The organism is Candidatus Micrarchaeia archaeon (genome assembly GCA_041650355.1).
Taxonomy (GTDB): domain Archaea; phylum Micrarchaeota; class Micrarchaeia; order Anstonellales; family Bilamarchaeaceae; genus JAHJBR01.
On sequence record JBAZLI010000001.1, the window covers coordinates 1 to 22,398 of the forward strand.

General features: G+C 55.1%; 26 protein-coding genes. 10 read left to right on the forward strand and 16 right to left on the reverse strand.

From position 1 onward, the window contains the following. Positions 1-36: 36 nt before the first annotated feature. Both WC488_00005 and WC488_00010 read left to right on the forward strand, forming a co-directional pair. Entirely contained in the window at positions 37-513 is a 477-nt protein-coding gene (locus WC488_00005; GenBank protein ID MFA5076799.1) for a phosphoribosyltransferase, read from the forward strand. Between the two features lie 9 nt (positions 514-522). Then, a complete protein-coding gene (locus tag WC488_00010; GenBank protein MFA5076800.1) occupies positions 523-1,107 on the forward strand; it encodes a DUF2085 domain-containing protein in 585 nt (194 codons plus the stop codon). Positions 1,108-1,240: 133 nt separating this feature from the next. Here WC488_00010 and WC488_00015 read toward each other — a convergent pair whose 3' ends face one another. The 9 genes from WC488_00015 to WC488_00055 all read right to left on the reverse strand — a co-directional run bounded on the left by WC488_00015 (position 1,241) and on the right by WC488_00055 (position 10,020). Beyond that, positions 1,241-3,139, reverse strand: a complete 1,899-nt coding sequence (locus WC488_00015) for a beta-CASP ribonuclease aCPSF1 (GenBank protein ID MFA5076801.1) — start codon at positions 3,137-3,139, stop codon at positions 1,241-1,243. A 91-nt stretch (positions 3,140-3,230) separates the two neighbouring features. Beyond that, on the reverse strand, positions 3,231-3,860 hold the full coding sequence (psmB, locus tag WC488_00020; GenBank protein MFA5076802.1) for an archaeal proteasome endopeptidase complex subunit beta: 630 nt from the start codon (positions 3,858-3,860) through the stop codon (positions 3,231-3,233). Between the two features lie 192 nt (positions 3,861-4,052). Next, the gene (locus WC488_00025; GenBank protein MFA5076803.1) at positions 4,053-4,652 is read right to left on the reverse strand and encodes an L-threonylcarbamoyladenylate synthase; all 600 of its coding nucleotides are present in this window, start codon (positions 4,650-4,652) and stop codon (positions 4,053-4,055) included. Between the two features lie 14 nt (positions 4,653-4,666). Beyond that, entirely contained in the window at positions 4,667-5,092 is a 426-nt protein-coding gene (locus WC488_00030; protein ID MFA5076804.1) for an aspartate carbamoyltransferase regulatory subunit, read from the reverse strand. Positions 5,093-5,101: 9 nt separating this feature from the next. Further along, positions 5,102-5,989, reverse strand: coding sequence for an aspartate carbamoyltransferase (gene pyrB / locus WC488_00035; GenBank protein MFA5076805.1), 888 nt, complete (start codon positions 5,987-5,989; stop codon positions 5,102-5,104). Positions 5,990-6,087: 98 nt separating this feature from the next. Further along, positions 6,088-7,311: an ABC transporter permease gene (locus WC488_00040; GenBank protein MFA5076806.1), complete on the reverse strand. Its 1,224-nt coding sequence runs from the start codon at positions 7,309-7,311 to the stop codon at positions 6,088-6,090. A 108-nt stretch (positions 7,312-7,419) separates the two neighbouring features. Further along, positions 7,420-8,877 carry a hypothetical protein gene (locus tag WC488_00045; GenBank protein MFA5076807.1) on the reverse strand — a complete coding sequence of 486 codons (1,458 nt, stop codon included), beginning with the start codon at positions 8,875-8,877 and terminating at the stop codon, positions 7,420-7,422. A gap of 73 nt (positions 8,878-8,950) precedes the next feature. Beyond that, positions 8,951-9,661, reverse strand: coding sequence for an ABC transporter ATP-binding protein (locus WC488_00050; GenBank protein MFA5076808.1), 711 nt, complete (start codon positions 9,659-9,661; stop codon positions 8,951-8,953). After that, positions 9,658-10,020, reverse strand: a complete 363-nt coding sequence (locus tag WC488_00055) for a PadR family transcriptional regulator (GenBank protein MFA5076809.1) — start codon at positions 10,018-10,020, stop codon at positions 9,658-9,660. The genes WC488_00050 and WC488_00055 overlap by 4 nt, the downstream gene beginning before the upstream one ends. A 198-nt stretch (positions 10,021-10,218) precedes the next feature. Between WC488_00055 and WC488_00060 the strand changes: the two genes are divergently transcribed. Beyond that, positions 10,219-10,800, forward strand: a complete 582-nt coding sequence (locus WC488_00060; protein MFA5076810.1) for a MarC family protein — start codon at positions 10,219-10,221, stop codon at positions 10,798-10,800. On the opposite strand, the gene WC488_00065 is transcribed toward WC488_00060, so the two are convergent. Further along, positions 10,775-11,290, reverse strand: a complete 516-nt coding sequence (locus WC488_00065) for a hypothetical protein (GenBank protein MFA5076811.1) — start codon at positions 11,288-11,290, stop codon at positions 10,775-10,777. The genes WC488_00060 and WC488_00065 overlap by 26 nt on opposite strands. Before the next feature lie 93 nt (positions 11,291-11,383). Here WC488_00065 and WC488_00070 point away from each other — a divergent pair, with 93 nt between their 5' ends. Together WC488_00070 and WC488_00075 are read left to right on the forward strand one after the other, a co-directional pair. Continuing rightward, positions 11,384-12,700 carry a DHH family phosphoesterase gene (locus tag WC488_00070; protein ID MFA5076812.1) on the forward strand — a complete coding sequence of 439 codons (1,317 nt, stop codon included), beginning with the start codon at positions 11,384-11,386 and terminating at the stop codon, positions 12,698-12,700. Positions 12,701-12,738: 38 nt separating this feature from the next. Beyond that, a complete protein-coding gene (locus WC488_00075; protein MFA5076813.1) occupies positions 12,739-13,233 on the forward strand; it encodes a hypothetical protein in 495 nt (164 codons plus the stop codon). 12 nt (positions 13,234-13,245) lie between these two features. Here the strand turns inward: WC488_00075 and WC488_00080 are convergent, their stop codons facing one another. Then, positions 13,246-13,800 (reverse strand): arginine decarboxylase, pyruvoyl-dependent, encoded by a 555-nt coding sequence (locus WC488_00080; GenBank protein ID MFA5076814.1) that lies wholly within the window; start codon positions 13,798-13,800, stop codon positions 13,246-13,248. 111 nt (positions 13,801-13,911) lie between these two features. Here WC488_00080 and WC488_00085 point away from each other — a divergent pair, with 111 nt between their 5' ends. Further along, positions 13,912-15,057: a redox-regulated ATPase YchF gene (locus WC488_00085; protein MFA5076815.1), complete on the forward strand. Its 1,146-nt coding sequence runs from the start codon at positions 13,912-13,914 to the stop codon at positions 15,055-15,057. Between the two features lie 37 nt (positions 15,058-15,094). Then, complete coding sequence (locus WC488_00090; protein MFA5076816.1) at positions 15,095-16,465, forward strand: eight-cysteine-cluster domain-containing protein; 1,371 nt, start codon at positions 15,095-15,097, stop codon at positions 16,463-16,465. Positions 16,466-16,501: 36 nt separating this feature from the next. On the opposite strand, the gene WC488_00095 is transcribed toward WC488_00090, so the two are convergent. Continuing rightward, positions 16,502-16,900 (reverse strand): NUDIX hydrolase, encoded by a 399-nt coding sequence (locus WC488_00095; GenBank protein MFA5076817.1) that lies wholly within the window; start codon positions 16,898-16,900, stop codon positions 16,502-16,504. Positions 16,901-16,909: 9 nt separating this feature from the next. Then, entirely contained in the window at positions 16,910-17,854 is a 945-nt protein-coding gene (locus WC488_00100) for a hypothetical protein (GenBank protein MFA5076818.1), read from the reverse strand. A gap of 243 nt (positions 17,855-18,097) precedes the next feature. Between WC488_00100 and WC488_00105 the strand changes: the two genes are divergently transcribed. From WC488_00105 to WC488_00115, 3 genes are read left to right on the forward strand one after another with little or no spacing between them, the layout of a single operon-like run. Beyond that, a complete protein-coding gene (locus tag WC488_00105) occupies positions 18,098-19,897 on the forward strand; it encodes a cation:proton antiporter (protein ID MFA5076819.1) in 1,800 nt (599 codons plus the stop codon). Then, the gene (locus WC488_00110) at positions 19,894-20,364 is read left to right on the forward strand and encodes an acyltransferase (GenBank protein MFA5076820.1); all 471 of its coding nucleotides are present in this window, start codon (positions 19,894-19,896) and stop codon (positions 20,362-20,364) included. Before WC488_00105 ends, WC488_00110 begins: the two co-directional genes overlap by 4 nt. Positions 20,365-20,368: 4 nt before the next feature. Next, positions 20,369-20,938: a DUF1405 domain-containing protein gene (locus WC488_00115; GenBank protein MFA5076821.1), complete on the forward strand. Its 570-nt coding sequence runs from the start codon at positions 20,369-20,371 to the stop codon at positions 20,936-20,938. Here WC488_00115 and WC488_00120 read toward each other — a convergent pair. From WC488_00120 to WC488_00130, 3 genes are read right to left on the reverse strand one after another with little or no spacing between them, the layout of a single operon-like run. Further along, on the reverse strand, positions 20,935-21,465 hold the full coding sequence (locus WC488_00120; GenBank protein MFA5076822.1) for a tRNA (cytidine(56)-2'-O)-methyltransferase: 531 nt from the start codon (positions 21,463-21,465) through the stop codon (positions 20,935-20,937). The genes WC488_00115 and WC488_00120 overlap by 4 nt on opposite strands. Beyond that, positions 21,465-22,034, reverse strand: coding sequence for a hypothetical protein (locus tag WC488_00125; protein MFA5076823.1), 570 nt, complete (start codon positions 22,032-22,034; stop codon positions 21,465-21,467). Before WC488_00125 ends, WC488_00120 begins: the two co-directional genes overlap by 1 nt. Before the next feature lie 37 nt (positions 22,035-22,071). After that, positions 22,072-22,395 (reverse strand): zinc ribbon domain-containing protein, encoded by a 324-nt coding sequence (locus WC488_00130; protein MFA5076824.1) that lies wholly within the window; start codon positions 22,393-22,395, stop codon positions 22,072-22,074. Between the last annotated feature and the right edge of the window lie 3 nt (positions 22,396-22,398).

The following is a 22,398-nucleotide window of genomic DNA, read 5'->3' on the forward strand; positions in this document are numbered from 1 at the left end:
AAAGCGCTTTTAAAAAACAACCGCCCAAACCGATTCATGGAGTTCATGCAGCCCACGTGGCAGGAGGTGGACGCGATGTGCGCCGAGCTTGCGTCCATGGTCCGCGAGTTCAGGCCTGACTGGATTGTCGGCATCTCTAGAGGCGGCCTGGTTCCTGCACGGCTTCTCTCGGACGTGCTGGCGAACCACAACGTCACCACCATACGGATAGAGTTCTACAAGACGATAGGCGAAACCAGCGGGTTCCCTAACATCACCCAGCCGCTCCAGGTCGACGTGAAGGGGAAAAAGGTGCTGCTCGTGGACGATGTCGCGGATACTGGAAGGAGCCTTGCGGTAGCTAAGGAGCACGTGAAAAGGGCAGGAGCCTCGGAGGTGAAGATAGCCGCGCTCCACTGCAAGCCAGGCAGCATAGTGGTTCCTGATTACTGCATAGGGCAAACCACAGCTTGGATAATCTACCCCTGGGAGGTTCGCGAGACCGAGCGGGAGAGGAAAAAAACCGGAAAGTAGGTGGTGCCCGTGAGGAAATACCTTGGATACGCGCTCTACATGGGCTTGTGCGCCCTTTTCATACTGCCCATATTCATAACCCCGTTCCTGCCTGCGCTCGGGGCGCCCGGGCTGTTCACGATTATGCAGAACCTGTACGCCCCGACCTGCCACCAGCTCGCTTCGCGCTCAATCTGCTATTTCAGCGACGGAACCATTGACGATTGCGCGAGAAACGGCACTGCGGTTTCAGGAAGGCAGAGCGAGATGCATTTCGACTCCATATATGGGTACAAGTTCCCGGTATGCTCGAGGGATGTCGCGATATACGGAGCGATGCTCCTCGGAGGCCTGCTCTTTCCGTTCGCGAAAAGGATTGACGACAGAATCGTGCCTCCGCTCATCTATTTCGCGGTTGCGCTCGTGCCCATCGCCCTGGACGGCGGAACGCAGCTCATAGGGCTCAGGGAAAGCACCAACCTGCTCAGGATGATAACCGGGTTCATAGCTGGTTTCGCTGTCCCTTTCTACATGATACCGATGATAAACACGTTCGTGCTAGGGCCGGGCAGGGAAACGCGCGTAAATCGAAGTCAGGATTCGCAAATAAGGTAAGAAAACTGAAAAAGCGAAACGAGAAAATTGCGATAAATGAAGGCATTCGAGGTTTAAACAGCTAGAGCAATTTTTTCGGCATTTGTAAATTGCGAGATACGAACACGATACGATTTACAAATACAATGAAAATCTATCTAAGTCGCACTGATTCCATGTCCAGAGGCGCGCTCACATTGCGCTTGAGCATCATGGCCGCGCTTTTCGCGAGGTCGTCGGTCTTGTTCCAGTCGCCGTGCATGGTGAATATGCGCTCCGGCGTGGGCATGGTGTTCTTCAGGAACGCGAGGAGCTGCCGCCTGTCGCTGTGGCCTGAGAACCCCTCCACGGTCTCGATGCGCATGTTTATCTTCATTATCTCGGTCCTCCCGTCCTCGCCTATCACCGGGATTTCCTTCATCCCCTTCTGCACCTTAGAACCAAGGGAGAGGGCGCTCTGGTATCCTACGAAAACCATGCTGTTCTTCGGCTCGCCGGCCATCAGCCTGAAATACTCGTAGCTCGGGCCGCCGTTGAGCATTCCCGAGGGGGCGAGTATTATGCACGGCTCGCCGCTTTCCACTATCGCCTTCTTGTCCTCCCCTTTCGCGACCTTTATCATCGGCGACTCGAAGGGGCTCTGGTTTGAGAGTATGCGCTTCTGCAGGCTCTCCCGCAGGTATTCCGGATAGGCGGTGTGTATCGCGCTCGCCTCGAGCACCATGCCGTCTATGTACAGCGGCACGTTGAAATCAGGGTTCCGCTTGTAGAAATCTTCGAGCACCAGGAGAATCTCCTGGCTCCTCCCCACGGCGAATACAGGTATGAGCACGTTGCCCTTGTTGTCCGTGGTTTCCTTTATCACGCGCAGTAGCGCGTTCTCGCTCTCTGCCCGCGCGGGCATCATGTCTTCCCAGCCTCCGTAGGTGCTTTCCACGAACAGGCTCTCCAGCCTCGGGAAGCTTATGTTCGCAGGGTCGAAAAGCCTGGTGAACCCGAATTTTATGTCCCCGGTGTAAACGAGGTTGTGCAGTCCCTCCCCTATGTGCAGGTGCACCATCGCGCTTCCGAGTATGTGGCCCGCGTTGTAGAGCGTCATCTTTATCTCAGGGGCTATGTCCACCACTTCCCCGTAATCCACGGGTATGATGTGCTTGAGTTCCTTCTGGATTCCCTTCCGTGTGTACGGCGGGTCCACGTTGAAGCTCTTCTTCATCACGTTTATGTAGTCCTGCTGGAGCAGGGCCATGAAATCCCGCGTCGGGGGCGTGGCGTAGACCGGGCCCTCGTAGCCGTACTCGTAAAGATAAGGCACGAAGCCCATGTGGTCCATGTGGCCGTGCGAAATTACAACAGCATCAAGCTGGTCCAGCGAAAACCCGAGCATGTTCAGGTACGGGTACGCCTTCGTAGGCTCCCCTATTACAGGGTTCACGCCGCAGTCCACGAGCACCTTGCTGTGCTGTGTCTGCACGAGCATGCAGCTCCTGCCCACTTCCCTGAACCCGCCCAGGAACGAGATGCGGAGCCAGTCGCTCTTCGGGAGCTCCTGGCATATGCGCCTGCCTATCTGCGAGAGGAATTTCTTCCTCTCTGCGGCCTCGAGCACGAAGCTCTTCCTTATCCCTTCTATGGTGGCCGAAGCCATCGTCGGAGTCCTGAGCACCACCGGCGCCCAGTTGGTCTGCAGTATCACTTCCTTGAGCACCACGCCGCTCTTCCCTATGACGAGTCCGGGCTTCACCGCCTCTATGTGCACCTCGCTGAACTCAGGGACGAAGCGGATGCTCGTGACCTCTGCCTCGGCCGGAAGCAGCGCCTTTATCTTCTGTATGGCCTGCTCCATGTCCATGAGCACGCTTGGGTCGGCCCTTATGAGGACTTTCTTCTTGATTGCGCCTGCAACGTGCTTTATCAGCTGGTCGCTCCCGTAAAACGCCCTGATGTTCCTCAGATAAATCACGACGTTGAGCCCCTCTGGCTCCACTTTCGTGACTTCGCACTCCGGGGGCATTATCTCCCCCACTACCTTTTCTATCTCTTTGTAATACAATTCAATCACCGTAATTTTTTCTGTAAGTGGCGCGCTGACGGCCAAAACCGCGTCTGGAAGCGCCGGGGAAACATGCGCATACGTGCTCCAATCATGCTAGAAACTGCCTGACTTCCTCCTTGGAGTATCTCCTGAAGCCGTTCTCGTCAACGAGCACCAGGTCGACGCGCTCGCCGCTCGCAGCGTCCCTTTTCATGGCCGCGGAAACCGCCTTTGCCGCAATCCTGAGATTATCCACGGCGAGCGATTCCTCCTTGTAGAGCTCCTCGAGCACCCCGTAAGCCACCGGGGAGCCGCTCCCTGTGCTTGCGAGCTTCTCCTCGGTAACTCCGCCGAGCATGTCCACGCTGTACAGTCTCGGCTTCCCGTTGTCGTAGCCCCCGACAAGGAGCTGGACGAAGAACGGGTAATACTTGTACTGCACGAGTATGTTCGCCAGGAGCGAAGAGGCGGCGGAAACGGACATCTTCTTGCCCTGCCTCAGGGAATAGAGCTTAATCTCGGCCTGCATCCAGCGCACGAGCGTCTGCGCGTCCCCCACGCCGCCTGCTATGGTCATCGCTATGCTCTCTGAAAGAGGGTAAATCTTATCTATGTCCTTGCTCGCTATGAGGAAGCCCATTGTGGCGCGCCTGTCGCTCGCGAGCACCACTCCGTTCCTGCATACGAGGCCCACCGTAGTGGTCCCGGTCTTGAGAGTCTTTGTGTTTTCTTCTTCCATGAGTATCACCGTTTATTGTGAATGTTTCTCTTTTTCACCCTGCCTTGACGGCGCTTGGGGTTCTCAGCTTTTATAGTTTTTACAAAAAACAAAAGCACGAATAAGTATTCAGGGGACAATGCTATTGGGGCATAACAGTTTTATAAACCTTTTGCTCGCCCTGCGCGTTTTTGCAGTTCGTTCAATTCAGAATCATTTGAATTCGAACTTCCCTGCGCCTCTTCTCAGCACCTTTCTCTCCGCCCAGTCTATTACAGTGGAGGGCTTCTTCTCAGCGGTTTCCCCTCCGTCTATGCACAGGCCAGAGGAACGCAGTATCTTCGCGTCTATTTCCTTCACGCTGACCGGGTCCTTCCCTCCGCTCAGATTGGCGCTGGTTGCTATTATAGGATTTCCGAAATCCAGCACGAGCTTGCGCAGGAAGAAATGGTTCGGAACGCGGATGCCTATTTTCTCAATCCGCCCTGCGAGCTTTTTCCCTTGCTTCAATTTGAATATGAGCGTGTACGGGCCTGGAAGCAGTTCGGGAAGCGCGAAAGCCGCATCTGAGGGTATTTCGCACCATTCCCTCAGCATTTCCAATCCGCTCATCACCACTGCAAAAGGTTTCCCGCGGTCGCGCTCCTTCACAGAATATATTTTTTCGAGCACTTCCGGATTTGTCGCGTCCCCGCCCAATCCGTAAACCGTATCCGTAGGGAAAACCAGCAACTTCCCGGAGCGCAGCGTTTCCAGCCCACGCCTGAGCGCTTCGTTATACTCGTTCTCCAGCGCAGCCAGCTTTTTTCCCATCCAAATCCCGAAAATCAGACCAGTTCGGTGCTCCTGAACAGCCGCTCGCAGTAATTGCACCTGTAATGGCTGCCCTCCAGGGAAAAATCCTCATACCCCTTTTCCGAATTGGTTATGCAATTAGGATTGGGGCATTTTCCCACAGAAAGCTTCCGCGGAAGCTCGGCGTTGAATTTCCTCTCCACATTCTCGTTCTTTATTATGTTTATGGTCGCGTTAGGAGCCGCGAGCGCTATTATGTTGGCTTTTGCAGAGTCCACGCATATTCCCTCTATCTTCACTATGTCCTTCCTGCCGGTCTTCTTGCTCGGCACGTTTATCATGAGCGCTACGCGATGCGGATATGTCTCATCTATTCCGAGAAGGCTGAGCACCCGCCTCCCCATCCCTGCAGTTATGTGGTCTATCACCGTCCCGTTGGAGATTTTCTCAACAATCATGCAATCGACCTATTTCCTGTCCAGGCAGTACTCTATTACAGCCATGCGCACAGGCACCGCGTTCGCGGCCTGCTCGAAGTACCTTGCGTACCTGCTTCCGTCCACGTCGCTGCTTATCTCGTCTATCTTGGGAAGCGGGTGGAGCACTATGGCGTCCTTCTTCGCCTTCTCCAAATCCGCGAGCCTGAGCCTGAACTTCTCCTTTATCTTCTTGGCCTCGTACTTGTCCACGAAGCGCTCCTCCTGAACCCTCACGACGTAAACCACGTCCGCGCCCGAAAAGTCAGGTTCGTTGCCGAGCTGCACTTTCGCCCCGAACTTCCCCTTTATTTCCTCCAATATGTCCTGGCTCACTTCCAGGCCCTGGGGCGCAACCATCCTCATCTTCGCGCCGAACATCGCGAGCCCGTATATGAGCGAATGCATCGACCGCGCATGCTTCAGGTCCCCAAAGAGCACCACGTTCAGCCCCTCGAGCTTCCCCTTCTCTTTCTGGATGGTGTAAAGGTCTATGAGCGCCTGAGTAGGATGCTCGTTCGCCCCGTCTCCGCCGTTTATAACCGGATGCCTCGCGAGCCTCGCTGCGAGCCTCGCGCTTCCTTCCTTGGGATGCCTCACTGCGAGCACGTCGGCGTAATTATCGAACATGCGTATCGTGTCGGAGAAGCTTTCCCCTTTTATCAGGGAGCTGTTCTCAGGGTTGAAATCTATGATTTTCAGCCCCAGGCGCGAGGCGGCGCTCAGGAAGGAGGTTTTGGTCCTTGTGCTGGGCTCGAAGAAGGTGGTCGCGAGTATCCCTTTCCTTTCCTTGAAAACGCCCTTCTCTATCTTCGCTGCGCGCCCAAAAATAGCCGTCGCGGTCTTCTTGTCCAAATCCCGCATCGAGATCATGTCCATGTATATCGTAAGCTAAGTGCCGCGTTCAATATTAAATGGTTTCGCATCAGCTTTTTGCGCCCATTCTGCAAATGGGCGATGCAAATCCCAATCAGGCGCTATTCGTACCTGAGCGCCTCCAGAGGCGAGACCTTGGACGCGTTCCAGGAAGGTATGAAGCCGCTCGCGAGCCCTATGAGGAAAGAGAATGCGAATGCACCAGAAACAACGAACGGGTCTATGTAAACAGGCACGCTGAAGTTTTTAACCACCAGGAGCAGTGCGATTGCGAACAGCGCGCCGAGCACTCCTCCGACCATCCCTATGGCCCCGCTCTCGATTAAGAAGATTGAAAGTATTTCCTTCGAGCTCGCGCCTATCGCCTTGAGCGTCCCTATCTCCTTGGTCCTCTCAACCACGGCCATGAACATGGTGTTCATTATCCCCACTCCCCCCACAACCAGCGAAATGGCGGCTATCGCGCCCAGGAACACAGTGAGCAGGGATGTTATGGTGCCCACGGTGCTGTTTATGAAATCCGGGGTTATGAGCCCGAAATCCTCCTCTCCCTCGCGCACGCGGTGCAGGTTCCTCAATTTGTCCTCTATCTCGCCAGCCACAAGTTCCACGTCAGCATCATCCTTGACTGTGAGCCGGATTGCGCTCACCTCGTCTTTCGCGAGCGTGGACGCGAAGAGGTCCTGGGCATCCTGGAAGTTTACGAAAACCGAGCTGTCGGTGCTGGCGAAAGAGCTCCCGCTTTTCTTCAAAACGCCTATCACGCGATACTGGTGATTATCTATGTAAACGTAGCTGTTGACGCTCACTACGTCCTTTCCGAAGCTCTTCTGCGCTATGTCGTTCCCAAGAACCACGACGTTGCGGTCGCTGGATGTGAGCCACCTGCCTGCTTCAACGTCCGCCACTTCCTTGCTTATCTGCCCGGCTATGTCCGGCTCCACACCGGTTATCGAAGAGGTTATATCCTTGCCCTTGAATCCGAGCGATGCGCGCTGAGTTATTATCGGGGATATCAAATCCACGCTCGCGAGCTTCTTTATTTCCCCTACGTCTTTCATGTAGAGCTTGCCGCTGGTGGCCATTGTGCTCGGACCGAAGCTCACGCCCTGGGCCCCATCCAGGTTCACCGGTATCACCACTATGGTCTTTGTCCCGAACTGCGCGAGCTGCTCGTTTATGGACACGTTGAGCCCTTGGCCAATGGACACCAGTATTATGACCGATGAGATGCCGATTATTATTCCAAGTATGGTGAGCCACGTGCGCAAACTGCTGTGGGTGAGGCTCTTGAACGCATATGTCAGCATGTCATTTAGCTTCATCGCACATACCTCTCATCAATCAACCGTTGTCCGGGTCTGCATTTACCTCCTGCGGGAAAACGGCGCTCTCCGCCCGTTTCTCCCTTCTTGCCGACGACCGGAGAATATTCACGCCTGGCTGGGCTTCTTCTTGCGGAAGAACAGCAGGTACGCCGCAACGACCACCACCCCTGCGCCGAGCAGAAGCGGGAGCGGGCTGCTCTGGTCCGCGGCCTTTTCGCCCACCCTGACCTGGAGCACCTTCTGCCGCTCTATGAAGTTGCCGAAAGTGTCCTTGTACTTCACCCGCACGGTGAGGTTGTTCACGGGCTTCGCGTCGTCATTTATCCGTATCTTGAACTGCACGCTGCTGAAATCATCCTTGTTCAGCAGGCCTATGTATTGTTCATCCTGCACGCTCAGGAGTTCAAAGAAATCCCCTGAAATTTTGACCGAGCTCGACTCAATTGGATAATCCCAGGTGTTGGCGACCGTGACAGAAAGCGTTTCCTCCTGCCCGGCTGCGACCGGCAGGGGCTTGGATTCTATGTAAACCTGCACGTCGCTGTCCGAGTCGAAGGTGAGTGCCACCTTTATCGTCTCGGTCTTCTGTTCGCCCGAATCAGTGTATGTAATCGTGGCGTTCTCGTTCACCGTGCCCGGGGATACGCCCGGATGCATGATGAACGTAACTTCCTTGGTCTGGCCGCTCGCAAGGTCCCCGATTCTGACCTCTTCCCCTCCCTTGAGTATTATGTCCGGGTTGGAGAACGAAAGCTTCACTCCGCTGAGTTGCTTGGCGCCGTTCACGACGCGCAGGGTCACGGTATTGTCCATGCTGGATGTGATTTTGGAAACCTGCAGGAAAGAGATGTCAGGGGTTTCCTTGCTGACCGTGAGCGCTATGTCCTTGGTCTCGTTCACGCTGTTTCCCAGTTCGTCGTCGTAGGTGATTCTGAACTGGAGGGTGTTCGCACCCTCGTTCACGTCGCCTACATCCAGGTTTATAGATGTGTTTTTGCTCATGATTATGTCTCCCAGGTAAATCTCGTTCGCGCCCGCTATGGAGAATGGGGAAAGCGCCATGAGCCGCACGCTCTTTGCGATGCCGCCCTTGTTGTCAATTTTGAACGAGAACTCGCTGCCCTCGCTGTAATCCTTGCTGTATCCGCTTATGAGCAGGATTGGCGGATTCAAGACGTAAATCGGTATGCTGGCCTCCTTGTAGTTGAAGTCCGAGGAGCCGTCCCCCGCGAGCTCAGAGCCGTAAACCCTGAAGTTGAAGACGTACACTCCGCTCGGCGTGCCGGGCTTGACAGTGAGCGGCACCGTGAGCGTCGTGGACGTGCCGGCGGCCATGTCGCCTATGAGCACGCTGTCCTGGTACGTGAAACCCGGATTCCCGTTTACCTCGACCTTCGCTGAGGTTATGGAACTGGACCCTGCGGAATTGCCCACCACCAGAATTATTGCTCCGCTCTCGCCGGGCTTGAAAACAGACTTGCTCGCAGAAGCGCTGACAGAGAATGCAGCGAACCCCATGCCGGCCATTGCCAGCAGGGCGAAAATCCACATCAGTTTTTTCATAAATCACACCTCATCCACGAACATCATCCGTGCTTCCTTCGCGGTTTCCCGGCACGGATTATACTTTCTGTTTTCATCCTTTTTTGTCATCCATCTTATCTATCTTTCCGTCCCTTAGGTATATAATTCTGTCCGCATTCTTGGCTATGTTCCTGTCATGGGTTATCATCAGTATCGTTTTGCCTGCGGCGTTCAGCTCCCTGAATATGCGCATCACTTCCTCGCCGCTCCTGCTGTCCAGGTTGCCAGTGGGCTCGTCCGCGAATATTATGTCCGGGTCCAGTGCGAGAGCGCGCGCTATGGCGACGCGCTGCATTTCCCCCCCGCTTATGTTGTTCGTGTAGTTGTTCATCCTGTGCGCGATGCCGAGGCGCTCCAGCAGCGGGAGCACCTTCTCCATCCTCCTGTGCTCTTCCACTTCGTCGAGCATGAGCGGCAGCGCCGCGTTCTCGAAGACCGTGAGGTTGTTTATGAGGTTGAACTGCTGGAAGACGAAGCCCAGCCTTTTCCTCCTGAACGCAGTCACGTCCCCGTTCTTCATCTGCGACACGTGGGCGCCTTCGATGTAGATGTCCCCGCTCGTGGGCCGGTCCAGGAGCCCGAGCATGTGGAGCAGGGTGCTCTTGCCGCATCCGCTCGGCCCCAGCACGCTCACAAACTCCCCGGATTTTATCGAAATGCTTATCCCGTCCACTGCCCGTATCTCGGCATCGCCGAGCCTGAACACCTTGGTCAGGTTTTCGGCGCGCATTATCTCGCCCTGGGGATTCTGTTTGAGTTTCATCCAACCGCCGTCATTTTCCGATGCAGCATTTCTCTGAAGAACCTGCCCTTCATGCCCGAGCACAGCAATTTCGAGGCTATGCACAGGTTTTTCCTGCCGGCAGGCGTTATGTTGTATATCCTCACCTTCCGCTTCCCGCGCGCCTCAGCGAGGCCGGACACCATCCCTTCCTTCTCGAGCTTTGCGAGAAGCGGGTAAACCCTTGACGGAGTCATCGCGTGCATCCCTTCGGCCGAGAACGCTTTTATCACTTCGTAGCCGGTGTGGGGCTTCTTGCTTATCATCCAGAGGGTCATGAGCGCAACTGTCTTCTTCACGATGAATTTTCCCAAATCCCCCATCTTGAGCTTCCTGAGCATGTTCAACACTTGTGCTAGACAAATATAGATAGGTACATATTTGTATCTATTTATAAATAGATACGCTGCCGCGCCGGACCGAAACTCACGCTAGGACACTGCTGTCCGCGCGGCAGGGGGAATTTTCTCATGGATAGGAATAAAAAGGTGGACGATATAGGTTAAGCAGGCGATGCAGGACCGGAAAAAGGAGATTGGATGATGGAGCAGTTGGTTGCGCTAGTATCGGCCTTTGTATACGTATTTGTGATAATCGATCCGCTTGCAAGCCTTCCCATGTTTATTTCCCTCACCGAGAAGATGAAGGAACGTGAGATAAGGAAATCCGCGCGGGATGCGGTGATAATCGCCGGAATAGTCGCCACGGTTTTCCTGATTGGCGGAACCTTCATACTCGATTTAATGAAGATAGACATGAGCTCGTTCAGGATTGCAGGGGGCATCGTGCTCGGCCTGCTCGGGCTGGAAACCGTGCTCGGATTCCACGGCTCGAACGAGAAGAACGGGGACAAGAGCGCAGTCGTGACCCTCATAGCGACCCCGATGCTCACCGGCCCTGGGCTGATAACCGCGCTCATAGTGATGAGCTCCGAGGAAGGGATGATTGTGCCGTTCGTGGCAATGGTGCTTGCGCTTTTGGCTTCCTGGATTGTGTTCGACCGCGCGGTTTCCATAAGGAACCTCCTCGGCCGCAGGACGATAGACATATTCTCGAAAGTTTTCGGGCTGTTCCTGGTCGCGATGGGGGTCTCGTTCATAAAGGCAGGACTCGGCGCCTGAAGTCAGTATTTTGCCCTGAGGACGCATTTTGCGGATTCTGAATTTCCTGCCCGAAAACACGCGCCTTTTTCCATGAAGGGTCAAGTTTTGCCTGCACTTTTGAGCGCTCAGGGACAGGTTTAACGAATCTGGTCTCAACCTGTATTTTCCTGACACTCAGCCATTCAACGCCGGCTTGCATAGCAGCATTTTCTTCTTTTCCGAACACCAGGATGCCGGCTTCAGTAGTCTTAAGCAATCCTGATCTCCCTCTGAAGAGCCGTTCGAGCGCTTCCTGGACACTGAAGCTTCCGTAGCCGGGTTTGGGCACGTCCAGATGCGCAATCCCGCACCATCTGGTCATCGTGCAGAGCGCGAGCACGAGCATTTCATCCGGCGAAAGCACTGCGCACAGCGTTTCCTCGGAACCCACCTCAAAGCGCGCTGGGATTATCATCCTATTGTTTATCCCCTCGTCCATCACCGGCGTATCGCTGAATTTGAAGTTCATAATCATATTATATGTTGTAGATTATTAAATAATTCGGATTACTTGAAACGGGGCCATGAACAGTTATTTTAATCCGGCCGCGGAAATCTGTTTATGGGTTTCGCGGAATTCGAGGAGGCTGCGCGTGAAGCGAAAAAGATAGCGTTCAGCTTCTCTGACCCTCTTATCGTGCACCATTACGACGCGGACGGGCTTTCCTCAGGGGCGATAGTGAAGAGCGCTTTCCTCGGGCGCGAGCACAGGATGCGAGGCATAAAAAAGCTCGACGATGCGGCGATAGAGAAATTGATGGGGGAAAAGGAGGTAATTTTCGTGGACTTGGGCAACAACGAGAGGGTGCGCGAACTGAAAGACGTGCTCATAATAGACCACCACCAAATCAAGGAAACAGGGAAGCCGCAGATAAACCCGATGCTCTATGGGGTGGACGGAGGTTCCGAGCTCAGCTCGAGCGGAACCGCGTATTTCGTGTTCGGAAAGAACGCGGATTTGGGCTTGGTTGGCGCGCTCGGGGACATGCAATATCCGCTCATAGGCGCGAACAGAATCATGTGCGAGCGCGGAATCGCGGGCGGGGAAATAAAAAAGGAGATTGATTTGCGCTTTTACGGGCGCTTCTCCAGGCCGCTCGTGCAATTCCTGGCTTACAGCGACGAGCCTTCTATCCCAGGGGTAGCGTACAGCGAGGAGCGCGCCCAGAAATTGCTTGAGGATTTGGGAATTTCCATAAGGAAAGGGGAGGAATGGCGCGTTTACGCGGATTTGGACCTGGACGAAAAGAAAAAACTCGTATCGGCGATAGCGGAACTTCTTTCCGCAAGGCGCAGGACTGAGAATCTGGTGGGCGAGGTTTACGACCTGCCCAAACGTCCGAGAAAGAGCGCGCTTTACGATGCGCACGAATTCTCCACCGTTCTGAATGCTTGCGGAAGGCACGGGAAGCCGGAATTGGGAATCGCTGTCTGCCTTGGGGACGAGGCCGCGTACCTGGAAGCTTCTTCGTTCCTCGCCCTGCACAAGAGGATGATAAGGGAGGGGGTTTTGTTCGCAAGGGCCAGCATGGCTGACTTGGGCTCCTTTCTCTTTTTGGACGCGCGGGGAACAATAGATGAGGGCATAATAGGAGTCGTGTGCGGGATGGTGCTCCAGGGCGCCCAGAAGCCGTTCATCGGAATCGCGGATGGAGAGGCAGGGGACATAAAGGTTTCTTCCAGGGTCGGCAGGAAGACCGGCATAAACCTGGGAAACGTCATGAGCTGCGCTGCCGGAAAAGTCGGCGGGATAGGGGGCGGGCACAGCGTGGCCGCAGGGGCAAGCATCCCGAAGGAAAGGCTGGATGAGTTTCTAATTCAGGCCAGGGATTTCATCGAGATGGAAAAGGAAGCGATTCGTCAAAAAGCGAAGGACTGATAGAAATATATTTAAACACTATTTTTGATTGAACAAGCATGGGGGCTCAGCGATTGAACTACATTTCCAATGCGAGTGCTAGGGCCAGTTCTGCCCCTGCTTCGCAGAAAAACGAAAATGGCAGGCGTGCATTTGGAAAGTGGTTTGAACCTAAAGTTAACACACGCAAAACTCCTGCGGCCAGGCAGGCGGAAAAAATTGCCTGCGTCGTAGTTCAGGAACAAAAATCCAGTTTTTCAGGGCTTGCGGCAAAAGTCCAGCCATGGATAAAGGAACTTGTCGCATACGTAAAATATAGCCCGTTCAATCGCTGGTACCGCGTTTACAAGGTGAGAAAGAAATGGCTCCAGGAAAAGATAGGGCCCGCGGTTCAGGCCCAGGTGCTGAACAAAGTCCAGTTCTGCATGAAGCCCGAAGTGGCGTTCAGGAAGATGCAGGAGATGTGGGAGGCATTAAAGAGCATGAAATTTGAGATAAAGCTTCCGAAAGTTCCAGAACTGGCATTTGCGAACGGAAACACTGGAAAGTTGTGAACCTTCTGCCAATCAGAATAAGAACACTGCTGTCGCGATTACAGTGGTCCATTTGCCGCCCTTGTCGCAAACCGCTGACTGCGTCATGTTCGTGGTTTTTACTATCTCCCTGCTCATCTTGAAATATTCTTCCTTCTCGTTCCACGCCTGCTCGGGGCTGAACGGGAGCCCGAGCGTGGTCGCGAGCATGGAAGCCGCGAGGTCCTCTGCGTATTCCCCTGCCTTCTCGTCCGTCTGCCCGAACGCGTGGTGCTCGCTCAGGTAACCGTACTTCTTCCTGTCCTTCGGCAGCGCGCAGCCTATGCTTGACGCGATGAGCCGGTTGGGCTCGTCGGAAGCTATGCGCGCCATCACGCAGAAGAGTATCTGCCCCTTCTTCAGCTTCTTCAGCCCTTTCTCACGCGAGATCATCTTGCACCCCGGAGGGAATATGCTGGAAACCGAAACGATGTTGTAGGGCGCTATTCCTGCGTCCCGCAGCGCTGCCTCGAACGAGGACAGGTAGTCCCTGTGCTGCCCTACTCCCTTCGTGAAAAACACTTCCTTAGGTACCAAAGCTGAAGCCATCCAATCGCCACCCAATTAAAAATTCATCGTTCCTATTTTCTTAACAGAATTTATAAATCTTACATCACTTCCGAAGATTTTTTTCGCGCGGAAGCTAACGCAGGTACTGGCATGTCGATTTCGATTGGCGTTGTAGGCAAGCCGAACGCAGGGAAGAGCACGCTGTTCTCAGCGCTCACCATGGCGGACGCGAAAATAGCGCCGTTCCCCTTCACCACGATAGAGCCGAACAGGGCCGTGGCGTACATAAGGAAGCCGTGCCCGCACACCGAAATAGGGAAACAGTGCACGCCGCGCGACTCGAGCTGCGTGCAGGGCACCAGGTTCATACCCATCCAGATAACCGATGTCGCGGGGCTCGTGCCTGACGCGCATCTGGGGAGAGGGCTGGGGCTCCAGTTCCTCGATGACATAAGGCAGGCGGACGCCCTCATTCAGGTGGTTGACGCGAGCGGACGGACAGACTTGGAGGGCAACCCATCCGAGGGCTCAGACCCTTCGCTAGAAGTTGAATTCCTGGAAAAGGAGATGACCCACTGGATTGCCGGCATTTTAGAAAGGAACTGGAACAAGGTGAGCGGCAGGCCCGCGTCCGCGCTTTACGATTTGTTCAGCTCGATGAAGATTGGCCACGCGCACGTGGAAGCTGCAGTAAGGAAGCTCGGGCTGGCCGAAACGCTCAACTGGAAGCAGGAGGAGCGGCTCGCTTTCGCGGATGAGATGAGGAAGGTGAAGCCGGTGCTCGTGGCTGCGAACAAGTGGGATTCGGCGAGCGGGACCAAGAGGCTCATGGAGCGCTACGCAGGCAGGGTGGTGAAGTGCGCGTCAGCCTACGAGCTTGCGCTCAGGAAAGCCGCTAAGGCAGGGGCGATAGAGTACACGCCGGGCGCAGGGGAATTCAAAATCGCGAATGCGACCGAGGAGCAGCGCCGGGCGCTCTCCACCATAGACGCTTACATGAAGGTGAATGGGAGCACCGGCGTGCAGCAGGTGCTCGAGCAGGTCGTGAACGGCACTCTCGGGCTGGTGGCAGTGTATCCGGTTGAAGACGAGCACAAATGGAGCGACAGGAAGGGGAATGTGCTTCCGAACGTGTTCCTGCTCCCGAAAGGCTCCACGGCGCTCCAGGTTGCGGAAAGGGTGCACACCGACCTCGCCAAGAACTTCATCTCCGCGGTGGACGCGCGCAGGAAGCTGCGCATAGGCAAGGATTATATTATTAATGATGGAGATATAATGCGGATAATTTCGGGTTAGTCCGTGCCCTGAACCAGCACATTCTAATGGTGATTTTATGGAGGCCAAAAACTACGCGCTCACGTTCGCTGCCGTTGTTGCAGCGGCAATTTTCTGCTATGCGGTATTCGTGGTCGGCACGGCCCTGCTCCCGAAGGAGCACGGTGAAGGGGCAAACGAGAGCAGCCCGTACGAAATTTTGCTCAGGGCTGCTGAAAAGCCGGCCGGATACGACACTTACACGTACGCATACGTAGACGACATAGACGGCTATCCCATAGAGACGAGGATGGTGAAGTCCCGGCTTTTCAGCACTCTAAAGGTGCAAAGCCCGGTGTTCGAGAAGGCCATATACTCCGCAGGCGGCGCGGACGCGCTCTGCATAAGCTTTTACGGGAACACCAGCTGTTCCCAGGTCGATGCGAACTCTTCGCTAGCCCAGTCCTTCAGTTCCATGAACAGTTCCTTCCTGGGCGGAAGGACCGAGAGGAACGTGAATGCCCTGGCCATATACAACAGGAGCGGCGCGATGGCCTTCGAAGGCGGGGTGGGTGAAAGCGAGGTGGGCGGAAAGAAGTGCCAGCTGATAAAATACGTGCTGGATTATTCCAAGCTCACGCTGGTGGACCTGCGCGACCTCGGAATGAGCCCGAACGACCCGGTGCTCCTCTACTCCAAGGATTACACTTTCGAGTACTGCATAGACAACGAGAGCAACACCCTCTCTGCGAAGCTTGATTACACCTACCTCGGGGAGCCGAGGGAAACGATCACCCTGATAAAGGAGGCCTTATGGGGCTCGGCTGACGCGGCTGAAGCCGTGCATCCTGCGCTCGGGAACACGAACGAAACCGAAGCGCTCTTCCTTGAAGCGATAAACGTCGAGAAGAACGTGCTGAGCTGCGCCAGGAACGCAACCACCAAGGATGCGTGCGTAAGGAATTACGCTGTCTCCAACGACTTGCCTGACCTGTGCCTGCTCGCAGGAGGGGCCAAGGACAGGTGCATACTCACTCTCGCGCCCCAGGCGCTCAGGAGCGACCTCTGCCCGAGCGTGGACAACGCTTCGTTCAGGGACGACTGCTGGATAGAGATGGGCGCGAGGAAAAAGAATGCGAGCTTCTGCGAAAACGTCCTGGACGTGGAGAAAAGGAGCTACTGCGCGTCCTTGCTCGCGAACTCCACGAATTCCACGGCAAATGCGAGCGTTTGTGCCGCGGATTCGCAGTGCTTCACTGCGGGCTGCTCGGCGCAATTGTGCGTACCTGAAAGCGGCAAGGGCACGATAACAACCTGCGAGATGCGGCCCGAGTTCGAGTGCCTCAAGTTCACCACGTGCGGATGCGTGCAGAATAGGTGCGAGTGGAAAAACAATGAGAACTACATGGCATGCATGCAAAGCATGACAGGTGCCAACGCGAGCAGCTGAACAAAGGGCGAACCGCAGGGCGCAGGAACCAGGGAATTAAATTTTGATTAAGTCGCACACCGGCTGGGCGTTGTACCCGAGCTTGAGGAACTGCAGCTCCCCGGGCGTCACCCATTTGCCGGTTTCGTGCTCTGGCCCGAGCCTGAACTCTTCCCCTGAAACGTCGCCCTTGTAAACCACGTAAACCGAATGCTTTTCCGCGCCGTCTTTCCTGTAAACCGCCGAAGTAACGCCGAGAAGCGAGAGATTGGCCGCCTTCAGGCCGGTTTCCTCCTCGGTTTCCCTCGCGGCCGCATGTTCGGGGTTCTCCCCGAATTCCACGCCCCCGCCCGGAAACTCCCAGAATCCGTTCTTCCTCTTGAGCACAAGCACCTTCCCGCCCCGGAATGGCACGAGATAGGCGTTCAATTCAGGCTTGAATTCGTTGAGAGACATGAAAACCAATCAGGGCATCTTCGGCTTCCTGAGCTGCGAGAACTTGTCGTCGTCAAGGAAATCCAGCGAAGTGTTGCAGCTCTGGCATCTGAAGGCGCAATCCGAGGCGTCTGCGAAAGCCAGCACGCTCTCGAGGCCGCAGTTCTTGCAGAAATAGAATGCCGTGCCTTCCTTCGGGGCGCACGAGTCCTGCATGCTGTAGTGCTCGCACACCCAGTTCTTGATGCGGTCCTCGTTTATCACCCACGCGTACGAGTACCATCCGGTTTCGCTGTTCTTGTCCCGCACGTAGGTTACGAGGCCCTCGTTGTGCATCTTGTTGAGCGAGGCCCGCACGTCCGAAACCTTTATCTTGAGCTTCTTCGCGAGTTCCTCGTCGTTTGGAATCAAGGGGAGGCCGCGTATCACGTCTATGGCGTTCTCGCCGCCCAGCTCTATTATCCAGTGCCTGGCTTCGGCCTTTGCGAGCACGTCCTGAAGCTCTCTGGAGAGCGCCTTTTTCTGGGGCTGCACAGCCTTGGCCTCAATGACGCTGGTTTTTGCGGGCGCCTTGCGTGGTTTTGCTTTCGAACCGGCGCTTTTCTTCAGCTTCATTTTCAGCTTCGCGTTAGTCTTAAGCTTCATCTTCAGGGTTTTGGAGGATTTTGGCATGAGCTTGGGTTTTTTGAAAAGCTTCCTCTTGGACTTCATTGAAAGCCTTGAAAGTTGGGACTTTGAAGATTTGCCGGCGCGGGCACGCACGCGCGCTCGGGACTTCGCCATTTTCGGGTCGCGCTTGAAGTGGGCGAAACTCCTTGCCCGCGCCCCGGTGCGAATCCTGGAAGCAGGTTTTTTCCGGGTTATTCTGGCTTTGCCGCCCTTGCTGAGCTTCCCGGGAGTGACCCTGGCTTTCCCGGTTTTCCTGGCCTTTGCAGATACAGCCCTGGATTTGGATTTAGATTTGGAACCTGACATAAAGACCACATATTTTCTGCGCGTTCTTTATATTTAAAGCTATTGGGTTTTAGGGGGAGAAAGTGGTTTGCATTTAAGTGTCTTTTGGTGGTTTATCGTATAAATAGACCAAATGATGGTTTGCAGGCGCTGAATGAGCAAAAACGGATGGTTTGGGAAAAGCGCGCTGGAAAATCGTGGAAAGGGCGAAAGGGCTGGAAAATGCCAGAACGAATTTAAATATTCCATTAAATAGAGAGATGCATGGCCGACATGATAACCCAGCTCGGGCTGATTTTGCTCGCTTCGGTCGTTTTCATGCTGCTCGCGCTGAGGCTGAAGCTCCCGCCGGTGGTGGGGCTGCTGCTGGCCGGCGCCATAATCGGGCCGAACATGCTCGGAATAGTGGACCAGAGCGAATACATAAACATATTCGCGGACATAGGCGCCATACTGCTCCTGTTTTTCGTCGGCATAAAGTTCAGCGTCGGCAAGATAGCTAACGTCGGCCTGCGTTCATTCATAATATGGCTCGTGAAGGACGGCTTTGTTTTCATAGTGGTCTACGAGGCCTCGCTGCTCCTCGGCTTGAACGGCCTGACTTCGATAATACTCGCATCCACGCTGGCCATTTCGAGCACAACTTTCTTCATCAAGCTCGTGGACGAGAAAAACGCGGCTGGAAGCCCTGAGGCGAACCTGGTGTTCGTGGTGCTCATAATAGAGGACCTGCTGGCGATATTCCTGCTCGCTGTTTATTCGGGCATGACTACCGGCAAGACCGAGGACGGCGGGACCGTCCTGATATCCATCCTGAAGGCCACTCTGGTGCTCGCCGTAACCACTTACTTCGTGCTCCAGAAAGTCACCAAGGTGCTCTTCGAAAGGCTGGTGCGGTGGAATTCCGATGAGGTGGTGCTGTTCTTCTCCATGAGCTTCGCGATACTGCTCAGCCTCTTCGCGTCTTATATAGGACTCGCGCCCAGCATAGGCGCTTTCCTCGCTGGCAATCTCCTGTCCTCGGTGAAGGGGTTCAACGCAAAGACCCAGGAAACGCTCTCGAACTTCAGCATGCTGTTCTCGGCGTTCTTCTTCATCTCCATAGGCATGCTGGTGAACCCGGAATCCATGGTGCAAAACATAGCAATCATCGGCGTGCTGTACGTGCTCGTGACAGGGGGCGTATTCATGTCGACCTTTACCTCTTCCTACCTGCTCGGATACAAGGGAAGCTCCGCGGTGCGGGCCGGGCTTTTCATACTCGCAATAGGGGAATTCTCGCTCCTGATAGCCAAGCAGACCAAGACCCTTGTCGCGCCTTTCGACATAGTCAGCGTGACTTCCGCGCTCGTGTTCCTCACCGCGCTGAGCGGAGGCATACTGATGCAGTACGACAAGGCTATAGACGTGTTCTTGAGGAAGTTCGCGCCGAGGAGGATATACGACTCGGGAAAGAGCATCTCGCTGTACCTGAACAAGGTGCTCGGGGAGTTCGAGCCGCCCCACGGCTCGGTTTACAGCACTTTCGCAAGAGAGGCCAGCAGGAGCGTGCTTGCACTCGTATTCCTGGTGATAATAGCCGGGTGCGCGATACTCGGGTACAACATCTCCAGGGACGTAGCGCCCGAGTACTCGGCTTACGTGGCAGGGTTCGCAGCGCTCGTGCTCGCGGTCCCGCTGGCTGGAATAATCCTTTCGGCGAAGAAGGTCGTAAGCAGCCTTGCGGGCGCGTTCCACCATGCTATGGGCGACGCACTGGACCTGGACGACATGGCGATGCTGTACAGCGCGGTCGCGCTCTTCATGTTCATCGTGGCATTCATAATACCGCTGGCGGTGGCCTTCCTCAACCTGCCCAGCGTGTTCGGGCTGGTGTTCCTGGTTCCGCTCGTGCTTTCGCTGCTCTTCATATGGAATCTCGCGGTCACAGTGAAGAAGATAATGTTCAGGCAGTACGTGCACCATTACGAGATGAAAAGGGCCAGCTTCAAGCCGCCGTACAGGCACATGATAGGCGAAATGAGGACGATAAACCAGCCGGTTTACAGGGGGCACAGGAAATGAGAAGGACCAAGGAGGCAAGTTTCAGGAACGGGGACTGGTGGTTCTGGCTCAAGAACAGGAGCGTGCCCAGGGTCGCGTTCAACTTCGCGCTGTGCTCGCTTTCCATGCTGATTCCGTTTCCAGGAATCAAGAATGCCCTGTTGCGCCTCACCGGCATGAAGGTCGGGAAAAACGCGTTCATAGCGATGGGTGTCGCGCTTGATATTTTTTATCCGGAACTGGTTGAGATAGGGGAAAACGCGATTGTCGGGTACGGGTGCGTGATAAGCGCGCACGAGCTGCTGCCAGGGAAGCTCAGGGTTGGAAACGTGAGGGTGGGCGCGAGCGCCCTGCTCGGGACGCGGTCGGTGGTCCTCCCTGGGGTAGAAATAGGGGATGGGGCGGTGGTCGGGGCGATGAGCCTGGTGAACTCCGACGTGCCGGCGAAAGGCTTTTATGCAGGCGTGCCTGCCAAAAGAATGAGGTAATCGGATGAATTTTCGCATACTCCTACTCTTGCTCATAGGGGCGAACATGTTCGGCTTCCTGGTCGGGATGCTGACTTACTACGACCAGATGGTGAAAATCAGCCCGCTCCTGTGGATTTTCATACCTGACTGCCCGCTCTACGTGCTCCTCGCAAGCCTGTTCTACATAGGGGTTTTCAAAAACGACCTGCTCAGGTGCATAACCGCGATGGGGCTCCTGAAGTACGGGATATGGACCGAGTTCGTGCTCCTTGGATACGGGAAATACATGGATTCCCAGGGATTCGGAATGCTCCTTGCAGTGGAGCACGTTGGGATGATATTGCAATTCTTCCTGATTTCCAAGAATTTCGACAAAAAAATACTGCTGCTCGCAACCGGATGGTTCCTGCTGAACGACTACATGGATTATGGGATTGGGCTGCACCCGTACGTGCCGAACATCGACCTTCAGCTTGTGATGGCGTTCACCATCGCGCTCTCGCTCCTGATCCCGGTATTCACTTACGCTACAGGAAAGTGGATTGAAAAGAGCGCGTTCATCGCCAATGCAAAAAGCCTTATAGGAATCTAGAGCCTCCTCAGATTCTTACTCTTTTCACTTGGCATTATTTCCAGCTTCCCGGAAAAGCGCGAGGAAAATGCCCTGGAAAGCTCCCTTCCCGCCATAATCCTGTCGAGCGCTACTGCCAGTGCAGCGACTTCGCTGTGCGGCTGCGAGGTTACCGCGACATTGTAATCCGCGATTCCGTAGAAATCCGCAGGCACCTGCTCTGCGCCTACTATTACCAAAAGGTTGAGGCTTTTCCTGAGCTCATCCTCTTTCTCCTGGAGCGGGATGCCGTACATCGTGAGATGCGCTATCCTGTATCCGGACTTCTTGTACTCCTTTGCGGTCTTGAGCGGATTCTTAGAATACTCGGCCGTGAAATCCCCGCCCCAGTTGGAAACGATTTTCTTCACGCTGTCCTCGAAGCCTGAATCGTGCTGGCCCGCGTACACCAGCTTGTCTGCTCCGAACGCCCTTGCCACGAGCGCCACATGGGTAGTTATGCGCTCGTCCCTCGGAAGCCTGTGGCCAAGTCTCAGCACAACCAGCATCACACCAGCCTTTTCACTGCAAACGTCCCGTCCTTTCCCTGCACGAACGAATAGCCCAGTCCGAGGTACTCCTTCTCAGTCTTGTTCCCGCGCTCCCGTATCATTTCCGAAATGTTCCCTTTCCAGTCCGGGCTTATGAGCGCTATCGCGTACTGGAACCCCGCTGCCCGCGCGGCCTTCTCGCGCTCGGCCGTGAGCATCCTCCTTATCCCCCTGCCCTCGTACGCGAGAAGGAGCGCCACGTCCTCGAAATAGAGCGCGTTGGGCTCTGCATTGCTCATCGCGGCCTTTTCCCCGTCGAAGTTGGTGGGCCACGCCAGGCCTGCGCCTACGAGCATCCGCTCCACGTAAGCCCCGTAGCTGAATCCGGATTTTATCACTTCCGCGGCCTGCTGTTCGGTCGCTTCCCACAGGGTTTTCAGCATTATCCTGTGCACGTCTTTCGCGTCCCCGCCTTCAAGTTTCTTTATTTCCACGCTCTCGAAGTCGCTGAGCAGGTCCATTTTCTTGAGGCGCATCGCCTCCGGCTCCTTCTGCTCAACTGTTTTTTCCTTGAATGGCAGGCTCATGCTGATAAATTCCGTGGAAAAGGTTTAAAATGACTAATCAGGAGAACCTCGTGTTGCAGGCCGGGCATCGGAGCATGTAGTAATCCGCCCTATACCCGCATATCGGGCACACGTAGATTGTTTTCTTGGCGCGCGCGAGCTCGGCCGCGAAATCGTACTTGCACTTCACGCACCTTTCCACGTCCAGCTCGTTGAGTTCTTTGCATTTCGGGCATTTCTTCTTGAACATGCTCTTCACGTGCACGCCGCAGTGCGGGCAGCGCTCTACATCTAAAGTTATTTCTTTTCCGCAATTCGGGCATTTGGCCTTCCAGCCCTTTCCGCCGGTTTCCTTGCCAGTTACAAGGTCCATCAAACCCATGGG